14 protein-coding genes are annotated in these 15,959 nt (G+C 49.0%); 9 read left to right on the top strand and 5 right to left on the bottom strand.

Going from position 1 to position 15,959, the window contains the following annotated elements; all coding sequences use genetic code 11:
* The first annotated feature begins 21 nt into the window (after positions 1–21).
* Both HFP08_RS05160 and HFP08_RS05165 read left to right on the top strand, forming a co-directional pair.
* Entirely contained in the window at positions 22–696 is a 675-nt protein-coding gene (locus tag HFP08_RS05160; RefSeq protein WP_168119411.1) for a TetR/AcrR family transcriptional regulator, read from the top strand.
* A gap of 158 nt (positions 697–854) precedes the next feature.
* On the top strand, positions 855–2,933 hold the full coding sequence (locus HFP08_RS05165; protein ID WP_168119412.1) for a hypothetical protein: 2,079 nt from the start codon (positions 855–857) through the stop codon (positions 2,931–2,933).
* Between the two features lie 78 nt (positions 2,934–3,011).
* Here HFP08_RS05165 and fucU read toward each other — a convergent pair whose 3' ends face one another.
* The 3 genes from fucU to HFP08_RS05180 are packed head-to-tail and all read right to left on the bottom strand — an operon-like array spanning position 3,012 to position 5,971.
* The gene (gene fucU / locus HFP08_RS05170) at positions 3,012–3,449 is read right to left on the bottom strand and encodes an L-fucose mutarotase (protein WP_168119413.1); all 438 of its coding nucleotides are present in this window, start codon (positions 3,447–3,449) and stop codon (positions 3,012–3,014) included.
* A gap of 31 nt (positions 3,450–3,480) precedes the next feature.
* Entirely contained in the window at positions 3,481–4,140 is a 660-nt protein-coding gene (locus HFP08_RS05175) for a class II aldolase/adducin family protein (protein ID WP_168119414.1), read from the bottom strand.
* Between the two features lie 40 nt (positions 4,141–4,180).
* Positions 4,181–5,971 (bottom strand): L-fucose isomerase, encoded by a 1,791-nt coding sequence (locus HFP08_RS05180; protein WP_168119415.1) that lies wholly within the window; start codon positions 5,969–5,971, stop codon positions 4,181–4,183.
* Positions 5,972–6,098: 127 nt separating this feature from the next.
* On the opposite strand from HFP08_RS05180, the gene HFP08_RS05185 reads away from it, so the two are divergent.
* From HFP08_RS05185 to HFP08_RS05195, 3 genes are all read left to right on the top strand, one after another.
* Entirely contained in the window at positions 6,099–7,115 is a 1,017-nt protein-coding gene (locus tag HFP08_RS05185; protein WP_168119416.1) for a LacI family DNA-binding transcriptional regulator, read from the top strand.
* Between the two features lie 162 nt (positions 7,116–7,277).
* Entirely contained in the window at positions 7,278–8,576 is a 1,299-nt protein-coding gene (melA, locus tag HFP08_RS05190; RefSeq protein ID WP_168119417.1) for an alpha-glucosidase/alpha-galactosidase, read from the top strand.
* Positions 8,577–8,857: 281 nt separating this feature from the next.
* The gene (locus tag HFP08_RS05195) at positions 8,858–9,343 is read left to right on the top strand and encodes a C40 family peptidase (RefSeq protein ID WP_168119418.1); all 486 of its coding nucleotides are present in this window, start codon (positions 8,858–8,860) and stop codon (positions 9,341–9,343) included.
* Between the two features lie 40 nt (positions 9,344–9,383).
* Here the strand turns inward: HFP08_RS05195 and HFP08_RS05200 are convergent, their stop codons facing one another.
* A complete protein-coding gene (locus HFP08_RS05200; RefSeq protein ID WP_168119419.1) occupies positions 9,384–9,950 on the bottom strand; it encodes an ATP-dependent DNA ligase in 567 nt (188 codons plus the stop codon).
* Positions 9,951–10,100: 150 nt separating this feature from the next.
* Here HFP08_RS05200 and HFP08_RS05205 point away from each other — a divergent pair, with 150 nt between their 5' ends.
* From HFP08_RS05205 to nagZ, 4 genes are all read left to right on the top strand, one after another.
* The gene (locus HFP08_RS05205; protein ID WP_168119420.1) at positions 10,101–10,310 is read left to right on the top strand and encodes an alpha/beta-type small acid-soluble spore protein; all 210 of its coding nucleotides are present in this window, start codon (positions 10,101–10,103) and stop codon (positions 10,308–10,310) included.
* A gap of 122 nt (positions 10,311–10,432) precedes the next feature.
* Positions 10,433–11,623, top strand: a complete 1,191-nt coding sequence (fabV, locus tag HFP08_RS05210) for an enoyl-ACP reductase FabV (RefSeq protein WP_168119421.1) — start codon at positions 10,433–10,435, stop codon at positions 11,621–11,623.
* Positions 11,624–11,788: 165 nt separating this feature from the next.
* The gene (locus HFP08_RS05215) at positions 11,789–12,745 is read left to right on the top strand and encodes a ribose-phosphate diphosphokinase (protein WP_240941090.1); all 957 of its coding nucleotides are present in this window, start codon (positions 11,789–11,791) and stop codon (positions 12,743–12,745) included.
* A gap of 66 nt (positions 12,746–12,811) precedes the next feature.
* On the top strand, positions 12,812–14,134 hold the full coding sequence (nagZ, locus tag HFP08_RS05220) for a beta-N-acetylhexosaminidase (protein ID WP_168119423.1): 1,323 nt from the start codon (positions 12,812–12,814) through the stop codon (positions 14,132–14,134).
* 580 nt (positions 14,135–14,714) lie between these two features.
* Here the strand turns inward: nagZ and HFP08_RS05225 are convergent.
* Positions 14,715–15,671, bottom strand: a complete 957-nt coding sequence (locus HFP08_RS05225) for a transposase (protein ID WP_168119424.1) — start codon at positions 15,669–15,671, stop codon at positions 14,715–14,717.
* Positions 15,672–15,959 lie beyond the last annotated feature (288 nt).

The following is a 15,959-nucleotide window of genomic DNA, read 5'->3' on the forward strand; positions in this document are numbered from 1 at the left end:
AGAATCAAAGGAGAAATATCAATGTCAGAGCAGAAAGAACAGTGGCTGGAGGAGCTCGTCCGGTTGGCCGAGAAAGATGACGGCAAGAAGACGGAGAAGCAAGCCCGAATTCTGGAGGCGGCCATTGAAATATTCGCGGAGAAGGGCTTCGCTGCGGCTTCGACCAGTGAAATCGCGCTGCGGGCCGGCGTCGCCGAAGGCACGATCTTCCGTCATTACAAGACGAAGAAGGATCTGCTTCTTTCCATCGCCGGACCGATTGCCGTCAAGATTGCAGCTCCATTCCTGCTTCGCGACTTCGCCTCAAAGGTGCTGGATCTTCCCTATCAGCATGCGGACGAGTTATTCCGGGCCATAGCCAGAGACCGCATCGCGTTTGCCCGCAAAAATATGAAGCTGATTCGTATTCTCGTGCATGAGATACCGTTTCAGCCCGAGCTGCTGGAGCAAGTGAAAGGGCTGTTCCGCTCCATCGTCTTGGCGCGAATGGAAACGATTATTCAGCATCTTCAGGAGCAAGGGCAAATTATTCAAGCGCCCCCTTGGCGCATTTTGCGAACGGCGATCAGCATGTTCATCGGCATGTTCATTACGCAGATCCTGCTAGTCCCGGAGCAAGCATTGGACGACGAAGAGGAGATCGAGCATACGATTGATCTCTTATTGCACGGCATATCCGCAAGCCCTCGAGTCTGACGGGAGCGGGCCGGAGGCAACCGAGGCCGATAATACAGCATGGACTGGCTGCATTCCATACTTATTATCGGCCTCTTTCAAATGTTTGGAGGAGATGCAGCCTCGTATGTCGAACCATTTGTTAAGGCTTACCTAGAAGGGAGGCGCAAGCACTGAACATGAAGATGAAGGTTGGGTTCGGCATCTTCGGAAATGGCACGGAATGGACCAAGGAGATGGAGAATTACCGCGAAGCGCTGCGCCGCGAAGAGAAGCAACTGCTTCCGATCGATATGCTTTTAAGCTATGTGCAGCAATTGAGCGATCGCGAGAAGCAATTCATCGCGCAGACGCTTGATTACCCCTTTGCAAAGCGAGATCTTCGGAAATGGCCGGATATGCTCTTCAATAAGATGATTCGAACATCGCTGCAGCAAGCGAATAAGGATCTTGCCGTGAAGCGGCGTTTGCTGCTGGCCGTTCTGAATCAGCTTCCGGATTTTGAGGATGATGAAGCCTTTGATCTGGAGATTATGATAAATGAACAGCGAGAGCGAATATCCCGGCAAGGCTTCTGGCGCTACTATTGGACCGTTTACTTTCACCCGGATAAGCATGTGAAATTTCAGCTTTGGGTCGATTGCATGGATAGCCTGAACAAGCTGTATCAGAGCGGTGACTTCGAAGAAACGAATGGGCGGAATCAAGAAGCTGCGACTGGAGAGCAAGCCGTTCTGGCGCTTGACAAACAAGAGAAAAAGCTGCAGACGCTCGAGAATCTCTATCACAAGGAAACCGCGCAGCGTCAGCGGCTGGAGCAAGAGCTCGCCCAGAAGGACAAGCAGTTGCGCGTGAAGCAGCTGGAGCTTGAACGACTGACTGACGCCTGCAAGAAGAGCAAGCGGGAATGCTTGCATGCAGAGCAGCGGGAGCTTCAGCAGCTTGACCATATCAAGGAGCAGGAGCGACGCTGGAGGGCTGATCAGACCAGATGGCTTGACGAACGCCAGGCTTTGCTAAGAAGCGTCCATGATTGGACGGCGAAGTATAAGCAGCTGGAACAGGAGCATGAGACAAGACTCCAGGAAATCGCGCAGCAGGAGCGCTCCCATAAGCACGCCGCTTCTCAACTGAAGCAGCAGCTCGGCGACCAGGACGAGCTCATGAGTCGGCTTTCACGGCAGCTGTACGCAGATATCGGCAAGGACAGCCAGAGTCTTCAACAGCAGTCGACCGGCAACGTCCTGTCCGCGGGAGAAGCTCAAACCCGATTATCGCGCATGCGCAAGGCGCTGGATTTGGCCCAAGCGCTGGAGGTTTATCGGGCTCCATCCCTTGAAGAGCCTGCGCGTACAACTGAGCTACCGCAAGAAATAAGGATAGAGACGCCCGATTCCTCGAAGCTGGAAAGCACGGAGTCGCGCTATGGAACCTTCTATCGCAGAGATCATGGCGGGTACATAAAGCTCGATAATGAAGAAATTTTCAACATTACGGAATCTCTCGTCTATCAGCATGATTTACAGCATGAAGCCGAGCTGCTTTGCACGCCGAGCAAAGACTCGGGCAGAATGCGTCATTATGAAATTGAGGTTTTGTTCCAAGGGGATGACAGCTTCTCCCCCATTTCGCAATTCGATGGTTATATCGAACAAGACGAGAAACAAAATTGGTACTGCGTCGATCTTAATCAGTCTGCCAACCGCTTTCCGGTTCATTTCAAAGACATTGAAATTCAGAAACCATCGCATGGCGATCCATGCTCCTTCAATGTCATGGAAGGCGGCAGCATCGCCCGCCTGACCAAGCTGTACCGAATCCCCGCGGGCTACTCGGCGGCGGCGCAAAGTCCAGATAAACGACAGCATCCCGCTGAGCTGGAGCCGTCCCGTAAGAGGCACAGCAAACCCAAGTCCTCTTCCCCGGACGGAAGATCGAAGCCAGCCCCTTATCTCGAAGGCTGCGCAATCACGATTATCGGCGGTCTCCGCAAATGGTTCGAGGATGTCGTGCTGGAGTCCGGCGCGGCGCTCGTACATGAGAACGGCGATCATCCCGATCGAATATCGGCAGAGCTCAGCCGCTCGCAGGCGTTATTCCTGCTTATCACGTCCACCTCCCATCGAGCCACTTGGGAGAGCATCGAGATTGCCAAAGCGCAAAACATTCCGCATTTCATTATCCAAGGCTCCAAATCCAACCTGCGCATGCAGCTTTGGAACAACAGAGAGCAGATCAGGCAAGCCAATCCATCGTAACGACAGCTTTCATAATCGAATTGAAAAAAAAACAAGCTGCCTGCAGAAGGAACAATTCTGCAGACAGCTTTTTCGGTCTTATTGGGCGTCAACCACAACGCCCTTCTTCAAAATCAGATTGGCATACAACGCACTCTCGCCCGTGGCGATAATCGCATAGGCCTTCTTCGCCCGCTCGTAAAATGCAAAGCGCTCGATTAGCTCGAACGGCTCGACGAGGTCTGCCTTCTTCTCAATAATGCCGCGATATTGCTCCCAAATCGGCGTTTCGGTTTTGTCGCCGGGCATGACCGCCATGAGTCCTGCCGGCTTCTCGACGTACTGATCCAGCGGGAATAAGGAGAGAATCGCGTCCAGGAGCTCCGGAATCGCATGTCCATCACAGCGAATCAATCGCTGGGCATGGCTTGCGGCCGGGAAATTTCCGTCGGCCAGCACGATTTCGTCGCTATGGCCCATCTCCATCAATATTTTCAGCAATTCAGGCGAAATGATCTTCGGTATGCCCTTCAGCATGGCGATGTCGACTCTCCTCTCTGACTCGTCCTTATTTCATCTTCTGCAGAAGCTCAATCCGATAGGCCTCGCTCTCCAGCGAAGCGATTTCCTCAAACTCTTCCTTCGTCAGCACCTTCGGCTCGCGAATCGCTTTGGCAATAAGGAAGATCTTGGCGCTCTCTTCTACCACTTCGGTACGATAGTAAGCCTCGCGAAGATTGCGGCCCGAAGTGACGAGACCATGATTGCCGAGCAGAACGGAACTGGCCTGGTTCACGACTTCTACATACGCGTCCGCCAATTTATCGGTTGTCGGCAGCACGTACGGTACGTACAGCGTCTTTCCGACAAGCGCTGCCTGATCAGGGAACATGATTGGAAGCTCTTGCTCGACAAGCGTGAACGCGATGCAATACGGAGGATGCGTATGCACGATAGCCCCCATATCCGGATTCGCGCGATAAGCGTACAGATGCATGAGCACTTCCGAGGAAGGCCGCAATCCGATATCCGTAATATCGCCCGTTTCGATATCTACCTCGACCCATTGCTCAGGCTCAACTTCGTCAAGCGCGAAGCCGCTGGGAGAGAGATACATCTTTCCGTCTTGCTTCGCGCTGATATTGCCGCCCGGCCCTACAACCAGCTTGTTCGCAACCGTCTTGCGCGCATATTTGCATAATTCTTCGCGAATAGCGATGCTGCTCATGAAATAACCTCCAAATTTATATTGTGTTGATTAAACGTACTTACTTATACAACGGGCCGAAATTTTGGCAAGCTCGATAGTCAGCCCCCTCCGGATCCGCTGTCCCGAACAAGCCCCAAGCACGCGGACGGAACACTCTTTCCTCCGGCACATTATGCATATGAACAGGAATGCGAAGCATAGCCGCAAGCGTAATCAAATCTCCTCCGATATGGCCGTACGAAATCGATCCGTGATTGGCGCCCCAATTATCCATCACATCATAGACGGAGCGGAATACGCCTTCACCTGTCAATGAAGGAGCGAACCAAGTGGTCGGCCAAGTGGAATCTGTCCGTTTGTCGAGCGTGTCGTGCACGTTCTCGGGCAAATCAACGGAATAGCCTTCAGCGATTTGCAGCACAGGTCCAATGCCTTTGACCAGATTAATGCGGGACATCGTCATCGGCATGCCGCCGCGAGTCAAATAGTCGGAGGAATAGCCGCCGCCGCGGAAATATTCAACAGAAGCCGGCCGCCAGGATGTCGCATCAAGACATTTCTGCGCTTCCTCCTCGGAGATCTCCCAGAACGGCTTCATCACAGGCTGTCCGTCCCTTGTTTGCTCGCCGGTTCCGTCGAGCGTGGCAGGACCGGAATTGATTAGATGAAGAATGCCGTCCTTCGCCGCTCCCTCAAGCTTATGTCCGGTAACGCGTTCAACAGATTCAGCGCTCCAATAGGTCCGCACATCGGCGAAGATCTGAGCCGTATTGGTAAGCAGATGGCCGAACAGCATGACGACGCCGTTCAAGCTGTCGTTCTCGGTCGCAACGATATAGGGAGCGCGAATGCCGTTCCAGTCGAAGGAGGAATTCAGAATGGCCTCCATGAAGTCGCCGTTAGGGAAGTGATCCGTCCATTGGCGTTGACCCTGAAAGCCGGAGACGATCGCATTGTGTCCCGCCGCTTCTTCTTCGAAGCCCAGCTCGGCAAGTCTTGGATTGCCGTTCATCAGATCGCGGGCGATTTGCGTCATCTTGATTACAGTTTCCCAATCCTGATCCTTGCGTTCGCGGCTCGTCCGGATGGCTTCCGGATTATTGTCAGGGCCCTCCTTGCAGTTCTCCTTCACCCAGGCAAGCGCTTTCTCGAATTCCGCGCCGTCATAGATGCCTTCCTCCATGCGACGAACGAACTCGGACATATCTACATATTCGGTGCGCATGCCGAGATACTCCTGGAAGAAACCGTCGTTCACGATGGATCCCGCGATGCCCATCGATACCGACCCCATCGACAGATAAGATTTGCCGCGCATGATCGCAGCCGCCAGACCTGCTCTCGCAAAGCCGATCAGCTTGTCTTTCACGTCATCGGGAACCGTCGTATCTCCCGCGTCCTGCACATGCTCGCCATAAATTCCGAATGCGGGAAGCCCCTTCTGCGCATAACCGGACAGCACTGCAGCCAGATAGACCGCGCCTGGCCTCTCCGTGCCGTTAAAGCCCCATACCGCCTTCGGAATGGAAGGATCCATATCCATCGTCTCGGTGCCGTAACACCAGCAAGGCGTCACTGTAATGGATACGCCCACGCCCTCTTTCACGAATTTATCCGCGCAAGCCGCTGCCTCCGCCACGCCGCCAATGCAGCTGTCAGCGATTACGCAATCGACGGGCTCTCCGCTTGGATAACGCAAAGCTTTCGAGAGCAGCTCGGCCGTGGCCTTCGCCATATTCATCGTTTGCACTTCGAGCGATTCTCTAACGCCCTTCCTTCTGCCGTCAATAGTAGGACGAATACCGATTTTTGGATAAGCATTCTGGAAACGGTTAGTGCTTGTTGTCATGAATAAACCTCCATTTATTGAAATTCAGGTTATCGATAACATTAACGTAACAGGATTAATAGTTGCTGTCAACGCTTACTTTTGAGTATGATAGAATGAGGGAAAGACACTAAGGAGCGGAATTGAAATGGCAACCATCTACGATGTGGCGGCGAAAGCGAATGTGTCCGCCATGACAGTTTCAAGAGTTATCAATAACACTGGGAAGATCAGCGACAAAACAAGAGCAAAGGTGAAGCGCGTCATGGAAGAACTGCACTATGTGCCGAACCAAAACGCGCGCAACCTCGTGCTTCAACAAACGAAACTGCTCTTCCTCCTCATAACCGATATTACAAATCCATTCTATACGACGCTTGCCCGCGGCGCCGAGGATGCGGCGCGCAAGCATGGCTATCGCCTGCTGTTCGGCAACAGCGACGAGAATCTCGAGAAGGAGTCCGAATATATTCAGACCATTCTGATGAGCCGCGTCGACGGCGCGTTGCTCGCCCCTGCCGGCGATCCCTCTTTGCCTCATCTGCAAGCTCTGAGACAGCATAATATTCCATTCGTCATGCTGGACCGCGAGGTGCCCGGCATGGAGAGCGACATTGTGCTCGGCGACAGCAAGGAAGGCGCGAGGCTTCTGATCGAGCATCTCGTATCCCAAGGCCATGAACGAATCGCCATGGTTAACGGCTCCTCCTCGATCTCCAGTGCGCGCCTGCGCCTGCAAGGCTACAAGGAGGGCTTGAAGCTGGGCGGTTTGGCGTTTGACGATGCGTATGTCTACGAGACCAGCTTCGGCTCGATAAGCGATCTTAGCGAGATGGAAGCATGGCTCGACCATCTCTCTCCCGTTCCAACCGCTATACTGACAGGCAATAACATTCTGGCCGTTGAAATATTGAAGCTGCTTCGCAGCCGAAACTTGAGCGTTCCGAGGGACATATCCGTCGTATGCTTCGACGACCTTGGTCCTTATTCGGATATAGAGCCCTTCCTTACCGTCGCTGCCCAGCAAGCCTACCAATTCGGCTACATGGGCATGAGCATGCTCATAGAGCGCATTGGGGACCGGGAGTCGGAGCTGCCTTGGCACAAGATCGTGCTGCCCGCGGAGCTTCAAATCAGACGCTCCGTTCGCAGGCTTCGAACCTGATACTTCTTTGCCGCAACAACAATCTCTGCGCGAAATCCTACATTCCTCCATATTCTCCTTTCATCCTTCCATATGAATGAGCGGAGAGCAGACGTATACTTGATGTGAGATTTGAGGCTGATTAATCGCTGACTATCACCTATTCGAGGAGGAATTTCGTCAATGTCCAAAATTACATTTATCGGTGCAGGAAGCACAGTTTTCGCCAAGAACATTCTGGGAGACGTTATGCAAACGCCTTCATTGCAAGGGTTCGAAATCGCCTTGTTCGATATCGACCAAGAGCGGCTCCGCGATTCCGAGCAGATGCTGCTCAATCTGAAGGCGACCAGCGGCAGCATCTGCTCCGTTATCGCCTATACGGATCGCAAAGAAGCATTGCGCAACGCCAAATACATCGTTAACGCCATTCAGGTCGGCGGCTATGATCCTTGCACCATTACCGATTTCGAGATTCCGAAGAAATATGGCTTACGCCAAACAATTGCAGATACTGTAGGCATTGGAGGCATCTTCCGCAACCTGAGAACAATACCTGTTATGCTTGATATCGCCAAGGATGTGAGAGAGGTTTGTCCCCATGCCTTGTTCCTGAATTACACGAATCCAATGGCAGTTCTCACAAATGTAATGAACACTTACGGCGGCGTCAAAACCATCGGCCTCTGCCACAGCGTTCAAGCCTGCGTGCCGGATCTGTTCAAGCATCTTGGCATGGATGCCGACGGCGTGAAATGGAACATCGCGGGCATTAACCATATGGCGTGGCTGCTCGAGATTAGCAAGGACGGAGTGGATCTCTATCCGGAGATCAAGAAACGCGCTTCCGAGAAGTCGAAGGAGAAGCATGGCGACATGGTTCGTTTCGAACTGATGCAGAAATTCGGCTATTACATTACGGAATCCTCCGAGCATAACGCCGAATATCATCCCTACTTCATTAAGAAGAGTTATCCTGAGCTCGTCGATCGCTTCAACATTCCCCTTGATGAATATCCGCGCCGCTGCGTCAATCAGATTGCCAAGTGGAAGGATATGCGGGAGACGCTGGTCAATGATCGTAATTTGGAGCATTGCAGAAGCCATGAATACGCATCTTATATCCTCGAAGCCATCGAGACGGATGTTCCTTTCAAAATCGGCGGCAATGTGATGAATACAGGTCTAATAACGAATCTGCCAAAAGAAGCTTGCGTAGAGGTGCCTTGTCTGGTCGACCGCAATGGCGTGCAGCCGATCTATATCGGCGACCTGCCTCCTCAGCTTGCGGCGCTCAATCGCACGAATATTAACACGCAGCTTCTGACAATCGAAGCCGCCATTACCCGCAAGCGCGATCATATCTATCATGCGGCGATGCTCGATCCTCATACATCCGCCGAGTTGTCCATGGATGATATCGTAGCGATGTGCGATGATTTAATCGAGGCTCACGGCGACTGGCTTCCAGCCTACAACTAATATAGCTGCAGCTGACAGCGAAAGGCTGATGGAGCAGGGGGCGAATCCTCTCCGTCAGCCTTTCCTTCATGTCAATTACTCAGAGAATGCGGGTAATACCCGAATTCATAATTATTAAACATAATTAATATTTATATGGTGTTTTTCTCAGAAACCGCTTTAACAGCAGAATAACACTGGTCCATCTTTCTCATATTGGGAAATTACGCATGTTTTTTCTATGCTATAGTGGTTTACATAGCCAGACTTCAGAAACCACGCAGAAGGGAAAGACAGACAACATGAGAAATTGGACTTTCTTCAAAAAATTCATCAAAATCGGAGCATGCAGCACAATCTTGTTTTCTGCTATGACTTTCGCCACTTTGAACACATCTACCGTGCATGCGGCTACAGCGACTTCGCTCAAGCTGCTTGATTCCAGTAAGGATTACATAGGCACGCCTTATTTATTCGGATCCGCACCGGGCTCGACCAGGACCTTCGACTGCTCCTCCTTCACGCAATATATCTTCAAAGGCTTCCATGTGTGGTTGCCAAGAACGTCGGCCGGTCAAGCCAGCATGGGCGAGAAGGTAGCCAAAGGCTATTTAAGCGTTGGCGATCTTGTATTCTTCAATACGAACGGAAGATCCATCAGCCATGTTGCGATCTATGCGGGCAACGGCAAAATCATTCATTGTTCAAGCAGCCACGGCGTCACCATCTCGGACATGAACACCAGCTATTGGAAATCCAGATATGTAACGGCGCGTCGTGTACTGTAGCAGCAGCCTCCCCTCAACCCCTTGGTTGAGCGCGGAGGCTTTATTTTGCCGCAACCTTCACCCAGTCCTCGCTGCGTCCGCTAATATAACGACTTTCCTTAGCTTTGCAGACGATTCCCTCCAAGCCTAATTGCATTGCAATATCAAACATCCGACGCCCTTCCCCTTCAATAAAAAGCAGATGCTTGAAATAGTCATTCTCCTCCAGCACCTTCATTGCTAAACACTTTCTTTCCATTAGAGACCATGCCCGCAAATCGTAATCATTGTAAAATATAAGATCAAAAACGAAAAATCGAAGAGGATATGTTTTTTTCGCTTCCCTTATTCCAGGCAACTTCCTAAGCCGAAATCGCTTTTGGAGAATTTGAAAATCAGCCTTGCCTGTTTCCGGGTCCAAGAATGCCACCTCGCCGTCAAGAACAAGCTGAGCAGGATTACGCAACGGAACATTATGTAACTCCGGATATTGGCGCGTTATATCGTATCCATGTCTGGTATACAGTCTGACAATGTCATTCTTCATGACAAGCAGGAGACGATGGCCGTCCACCAGCGGTTCGAACAAATAGCGTTCATCGTCAAACGCTTCCTCCCGCTCGGTCATAAGCATTGGATCTACAAACATAGAGACGCCTCCCTTATACCCATATTAGCATGAATCCATTCCAAAAATCGTCGGTAAATTCAGGTGGGATTAGCGAATAATCCTTCTTTCTCTGATGCATAATAGCTTCAAGAAGGAGGCTGAGAATAGATGGCAAACAACACAAAAACATTAGTTGTACCGCAGGCGCGCGCAGCTCTGGAGCAAATGAAATATGAAGTTGCTCAAGAGCTTGGCATCCAACTTCCGCAAGACGGCTATTACGGAAACATGACCACCCGCGATATGGGCTCCATCGGAGGATCCATTACGCGTCGTCTGATCCAAATGGCGGAACAGCAGCTATCAGGCCGCAAATAAAGCGAATAAATCCAACAGAGAGAGCGCCGTTGCGCTCTCTTTTTCATTTGACCTTTCCTTTATGCGCAAAAATAGGTAAAATGGGATAGTGAATTTTATTGAAGAAAGGAATAGTCCAAACTATGATTATACAACCCAAAACTCGCGGTTTTATCTGCACAACCGCGCATCCCGACGGCTGCGCCGCACAAGTTCAAAAACAAATTGATTATGTTAAGGATAAGCCTCCGGTCAAAGGCCCTAAGAATGTCCTCGTGATTGGCGCTTCTACCGGATATGGACTGGCATCCAGAATTGTTTCCGCTTTCGGAGCAGGCGCGAATACGATCGGAGTATACTTCGATAAGCCCGCCGAGGGGGCGCGCACCGCATCTGCGGGCTGGTACAACTCGGCTGCGTTCGAGAAAGCCGCAAGCGAAGCAGAATTGAAATCATACAGCATTGTCGGCGACGCGTTCTCCGATGATATCAAGAGCAGAACAATCGAATTAATTCGTTCCGAACTCGGCAAGATCGATCTGATCGTGTACAGCGTTGCCTCTCCGAGACGCACGCATCCGAAGAGCGGAGAAGTGTTCTCATCCGTCATTAAGCCGCTCGGCGAAACCTACATCAATAAGACCGTCAACTTTCATACCGGCGATGTGACCCAAGCGACGATCGAGCCAGCGTCGGAAGATGAGCTTCGCCAAACCATTGCCGTTATGGGCGGCGAAGACTGGCAAATGTGGATTGACCAATTGGAACAAGCCGACGTTCTGACCGATGGCGCAACCACAATCGCCTACTCCTATATCGGCCCTGAGATTACTCATGCCGTGTATCGGGACGGAACGATTGGCGCTGCCAAGAATGATCTCGAAGCTACCGCACATCGTTTGGCTGATCAGCTCGGCGCCACAGGCGGACGCGCCTTCGTATCCGTCAACAAAGCTTTGGTGACGCAATCCAGCGCAGCCATCCCGGTCGTGCCTTTGTATATCTCCGCTTTGTATAAAGTAATGAAAGATAGTGGCCTTCACGAGAATTGCATCGAACAGATGTACAGGCTCTTCTCCGAAAGATTGTACAGCGAGGACGGAACTCCCGTCGATGATAAAGGCTTGATCCGCATCGATGATCTTGAGATGAAGCCTGAGATTCAAGCGGAAGTCGCGAAGCGCTGGGCGGAGCTTACAACGGAGAATGTATACGAATTGACAGATCTTAAAGGCTATAACAAGGAATTTTTCCAATTGTTCGGCTTTGAAACTGACGGTATTGATTACGAAGCGGACATCGACCCGAACGTGGAAATGCCAAACTTAAAGTAAACCAACTCCGGCTGAGAGAGAGCCCCGGCTCTCTCTCAGCTTTTGTTTGTCCGCTTCATTCATTTTGTTTGCTTGCATTTTCCTGCATAATCAAATTTGTGACTGTCCTCCCGTTTTGCTATGATGTATGGAGTGTCAGTCGGTTGAAATGTCTGTAAGTCACGAATGGAGGATATTATGAACAATATTAAAATTTTTTCCGGATCTTCAAACCCCGATCTAGCTCAAAAGGTTTGCGAGCACTTGGATCTTCCCTTAGGCAAAATAGCAATATCGAGCCAACAAAGCGGCGAAATTCATGTTTCTTACGAAGAAACCTTGCGCAATTGCGATGTTTTTCTGGTTCAATCGCTATCCCACCCGGTCAACGAACATTTGGTAGAGCTTTTAGTCATGCTGGATGCCGCCAAACGCGCATCGGCAAGATCCATTAATGTCGTTATGCCATACTACGGCTACGCTCGACAAGAAAGAAAATCCGCGCCACGGGAGCCTATCTCCGCCAAAATGGTTGCGGATGTGCTTACCACGGTCGGGGCAGACCGAATCATCACAGTCGATCTCCATGCAGATCCGATTCAAGGCTTTTTCAAGATTACCGTGGATCATTTGAGCGCTCTGGACCTCATCATTCAATATTTAAGAAAAAAAGGGATTCAAAACCCTGTGGTCGTTTCCCCCGATGCCGGTCGCGCTACAATTGCGGAAAAGCTTGCGGGACTGCTTGATTGCCCGTTCGCCATCATGATCAAGAATCGTCCGGCACATAATCAATCCGAAATTACCCATATTATTGGAGAGGTCGAAGGCATGACGCCAATCATTATTGAAGATCTTATCGACACGGGAAGCACTATCGTCAATGTTGTCGAAGCGTTAAATAAACGTGGAGCCCATGACGCCTATATTTGCGCTACGCATGGCTTGTTCTCGGCGAACGCCATAGAGAAGCTGGATCATCCGCATATACAAGAGGTTGTTATTACCGACACGATTACGCTTGACGCCAAAAATTCTGACAAATTCGTCGTGTTGTCCATCTCTGAAATGCTTGGCAGCGCGATTAAAATTATTACCAAGGGCGGCTCCATCGCAACCTTATTCACGACTTCATCTAAATAGTAACACTAAGGTTCATATTCCTTGCAGCGTCATCTATTTAACCAATCCGAGGGAGGAAGATTCACCATGAAACATTCGAATCGTCTAAGCATTGTATTCATTACAGCATTGATGCTCAGCCTGATTCTTATGAGCTGCAGCAATCAAGACACTTCAAACTCCCAAAACAATAATAATGGAAACACATCAACCGATTCAGAAAACCATGCATCTCCGGGCTCCTCTAACGGAGATGCGTCTGAGCCGACAGTAACTGCAACTCCTTCTCCATCACCTTCGCCCAAGCCAACATTCGACCCCGTGCAACAAGAGATTAACAGCATGTCCATTGATGAAAAGGTCGGTCAACTGCTCATCTTTGGCGTTGACGGAACCTCCTTGTCCAGCACCGCCAAGGATATGATCATAAACAACAAAATCGGCGGCTTTATCTTGTATAAAGAAAATATTGTTAATGCGAAGCAAATCGTTGATTTTCTGAACGAATTGAAACAAACGAATAACCAATCCAACACCGTGCCGCTATGGCTTAGCGTGGATGAGGAAGGCGGAAGGGTCAATCGCTTGCCCTCTGAATTCAAAAAAATCCCTACGGCCAGAAGCATTGGCGACAAACAGAATGCCAACTACACAAACGGTATTGGTCAAGCCATAGGGTTCGCCTTGCATGATTTAGGCTTTAACATGGATTTCGCTCCAGATCTGGATATTAACAGCAATCCGGATAACCCGGTAATCGGCGATCGATCATTCGGAACGACTGCGGATCGAGTCATCAATCAAGGCATTGAAATGATGAAAGGCATATCGTCCGGCGGCGTCGCGGCGGTTGTCAAACATTTTCCAGGACACGGGGATACTTCCGTCGACTCTCATCATGATCTTCCAATCGTCAAGAAGACATTGGAGCAGCTATCGCAATTCGAGCTTCTCCCCTTCGAAGAAGCCATTAAAGAAGATGTCGACGCCATAATGGTCGCGCACTTGCTAATGCTTCAAATAGACGATCAGCACCCGGCCTCTATTTCCAAGGCTGTCATAACCGATCTGCTCAGAAAACAGTTGAGTTATGACGGTGTAGTTATTACGGATGATATGACAATGGGAGGATTAATGAAAGGCAATAATATCGGGGAAGCAGCGGTAGCATCTATACTCGCCGGAAGCGACTTAATACTGGTAGGTCACGATTCGAGCCTTCAGCTTGAGGTTTTGAAATCGTTGAAGCAAGCGGTAAACAGTGGTCAGATTTCTGAAGAGCGACTCAATGAAAGTGTTTCCCGCATTCTGAGGCTCAAAAACAAATATAAGCTGTCAGACGCGGCTGCACCGCAAGCCGATGTCGACGCCATTAACAAACGACTGCAAGAAGCTTTAAACAACCAATAACAATGACAATGACAAGCATTTCTAGCCAATCAATTCCTCGCAGATAGAGCAAACCCATTTCTTCTTGATGCTCTATCTGCGAATCCCTATCCATAATAAACTTCTCTTACACCAATCGCTTCCCCCATGTCTCTCTGCTCTGCGTAACCTCACTCTTTGCCCCTTCGCTTCACTTTCTTTCATTTCACGTTCCTACACATCACGTTCCTACGCTCCATCTTCCTTCGCTTCATGTTCCTTCACTCTATGTCTCCCTAATCCCTCACTTTATGTGCCCCTAGCTTTCGCATCTTAAAGCACTATCCCATCTACTCAGGAAACAGATAAACTTAGCAAGCATTTCACAAAAAATCAACAAAATGAAATTGAAAACTAAGAAATGACATTAAAAACTAAAAAATTTAATCGATCATAAGAACGATTCAAAAAAGCCATTTAAAAATGCACATTATAAAATACACAACAGTATACATAAGGAGAAGCGTGTCGGATTTTTTGAAATCTGTTAGATGAATACCTTACTTTAAGCTGAATACTTCGAGGTATAGGTATGAACTGTATTCCTGAAGTTAGCATAGGGTTAAGCTGCGCTAAGCTGATCCATTCCCTTCTCCCTATTCTCGATTGCATCCTTCATCATTGATTTACATAATCGTTCAAAACCGCAGCCATTAGAATGATCATTCCAGAGATAATTAAGTCTGAAGCAGTGCTCATCCAAGTAGTGCTGCGCATATCTCATGCCGATGCCGTGAAAGGTATCGTTCATCCATTGAAATGCTGCGGCAACTGAGCCGGATAGATAACCAGGTTTTGCGAAAATATTGCTTAGACTGTTATTAACGGAGCTCACTAAACCTTTGCTTGTAGGTAAACAGGTGTACTTTCTCTGGAATCTAGGATTCAACTTTATTGTAGATAAGGACTCTTCAGAATGCAGTTCCATAAATTCTCTTTCTTCTTTTTCAGACAATGGCTGTCTTGCAAGGTTGTTTCGGTCAATGATTTTGATTTTGTAATAATCTCCTTCACTGTCGGTTGATTTTGCTATGATAACGGATTTCTCTTTCTTAAGTTGTGATAGGGATGGGAAATGTTGTTTCATAAAAATCTCATGTTTTCCTTGGATTTCTCCCTTTAATAGAAATGAGTCATCCAATCGAGAAATAACTTTCCTGATTTTATGTAAGATGGACCAAGCTGTTTTGTATGTTACGGAAATGACAGAAGATAATTGCACGGCATTAATGCTTCCAGATATATTCGAAACCAGATATATGGCAAGAAGCCATTTTCTTAATGGCGTTCTGCTCCTATGCATGATTGTTTTCGCAGTTAATGAAGTTTGACGTCTGCAACCCAAACATTCGTACAAAGGCTGTAGTCGAGTGTTAATGATGTAAGCCTCTTGATGTCCGCATGCTGTACATTTAAACCCGTTGGGCCATTTCTGATTCTGGAAAAACAATCTGCATGCCTCTTCATCGGGATATTCAACGTTAAACCATTCAACAATTAATTGCATAGAAACTTTCACGAGCACACTCCCTCTCAAAAAAAGCAAACATATGTTCTTATTCATACTAGCATAAAGACCATCATTTGACAACACATTTATAGTCTTTTTCCCCGAGCAGCAGTAAGAACGCAAGAAAGATAATTATAAAGATAACTAAACAATCAGCTTTCCTGAGTAAGGGGGAGAGTGTGTTAAAGCTATATAAGTTGAATTAAAGTCCTTAGCAAACCAAGGCAAGGAAAAATGAACCATTTGTCGAATAAGAAATAGATAAAGAAACGGACAAGTGGGGAACGGCATGGAAAA

It is taken from the genome of Paenibacillus sp. HB172176 (genome assembly GCF_011947265.1).
In the GTDB taxonomy this organism is placed as follows: Bacteria; Bacillota; Bacilli; order Paenibacillales; family Paenibacillaceae; genus Pristimantibacillus.

What these genes read in the sequence shown, in the direction of transcription:
- HFP08_RS05160 (WP_168119411.1), top strand. Translation starts at nt 22, where the DNA reads ATGTCAGAGCAGAAAGAACAGTGGCTGGAGGAGCTCGTCCGGTTGGCC.
- HFP08_RS05165 (WP_168119412.1), top strand. Translation starts at nt 855, where the DNA reads ATGAAGATGAAGGTTGGGTTCGGCATCTTCGGAAATGGCACGGAATGG.
- fucU (WP_168119413.1), bottom strand. Translation starts at nt 3,449, where the DNA reads ATGCTGAAGGGCATACCGAAGATCATTTCGCCTGAATTGCTGAAAATA.
- HFP08_RS05175 (WP_168119414.1), bottom strand. Translation starts at nt 4,140, where the DNA reads ATGAGCAGCATCGCTATTCGCGAAGAATTATGCAAATATGCGCGCAAG.
- HFP08_RS05180 (WP_168119415.1), bottom strand. Translation starts at nt 5,971, where the DNA reads ATGACAACAAGCACTAACCGTTTCCAGAATGCTTATCCAAAAATCGGT.
- HFP08_RS05185 (WP_168119416.1), top strand. Translation starts at nt 6,099, where the DNA reads ATGGCAACCATCTACGATGTGGCGGCGAAAGCGAATGTGTCCGCCATG.
- melA (WP_168119417.1), top strand. Translation starts at nt 7,278, where the DNA reads ATGTCCAAAATTACATTTATCGGTGCAGGAAGCACAGTTTTCGCCAAG.
- HFP08_RS05195 (WP_168119418.1), top strand. Translation starts at nt 8,858, where the DNA reads ATGAGAAATTGGACTTTCTTCAAAAAATTCATCAAAATCGGAGCATGC.
- HFP08_RS05200 (WP_168119419.1), bottom strand. Translation starts at nt 9,950, where the DNA reads ATGACCGAGCGGGAGGAAGCGTTTGACGATGAACGCTATTTGTTCGAA.
- HFP08_RS05205 (WP_168119420.1), top strand. Translation starts at nt 10,101, where the DNA reads ATGGCAAACAACACAAAAACATTAGTTGTACCGCAGGCGCGCGCAGCT.
- fabV (WP_168119421.1), top strand. Translation starts at nt 10,433, where the DNA reads ATGATTATACAACCCAAAACTCGCGGTTTTATCTGCACAACCGCGCAT.
- HFP08_RS05215 (WP_240941090.1), top strand. Translation starts at nt 11,789, where the DNA reads ATGGAGGATATTATGAACAATATTAAAATTTTTTCCGGATCTTCAAAC.
- nagZ (WP_168119423.1), top strand. Translation starts at nt 12,812, where the DNA reads ATGAAACATTCGAATCGTCTAAGCATTGTATTCATTACAGCATTGATG.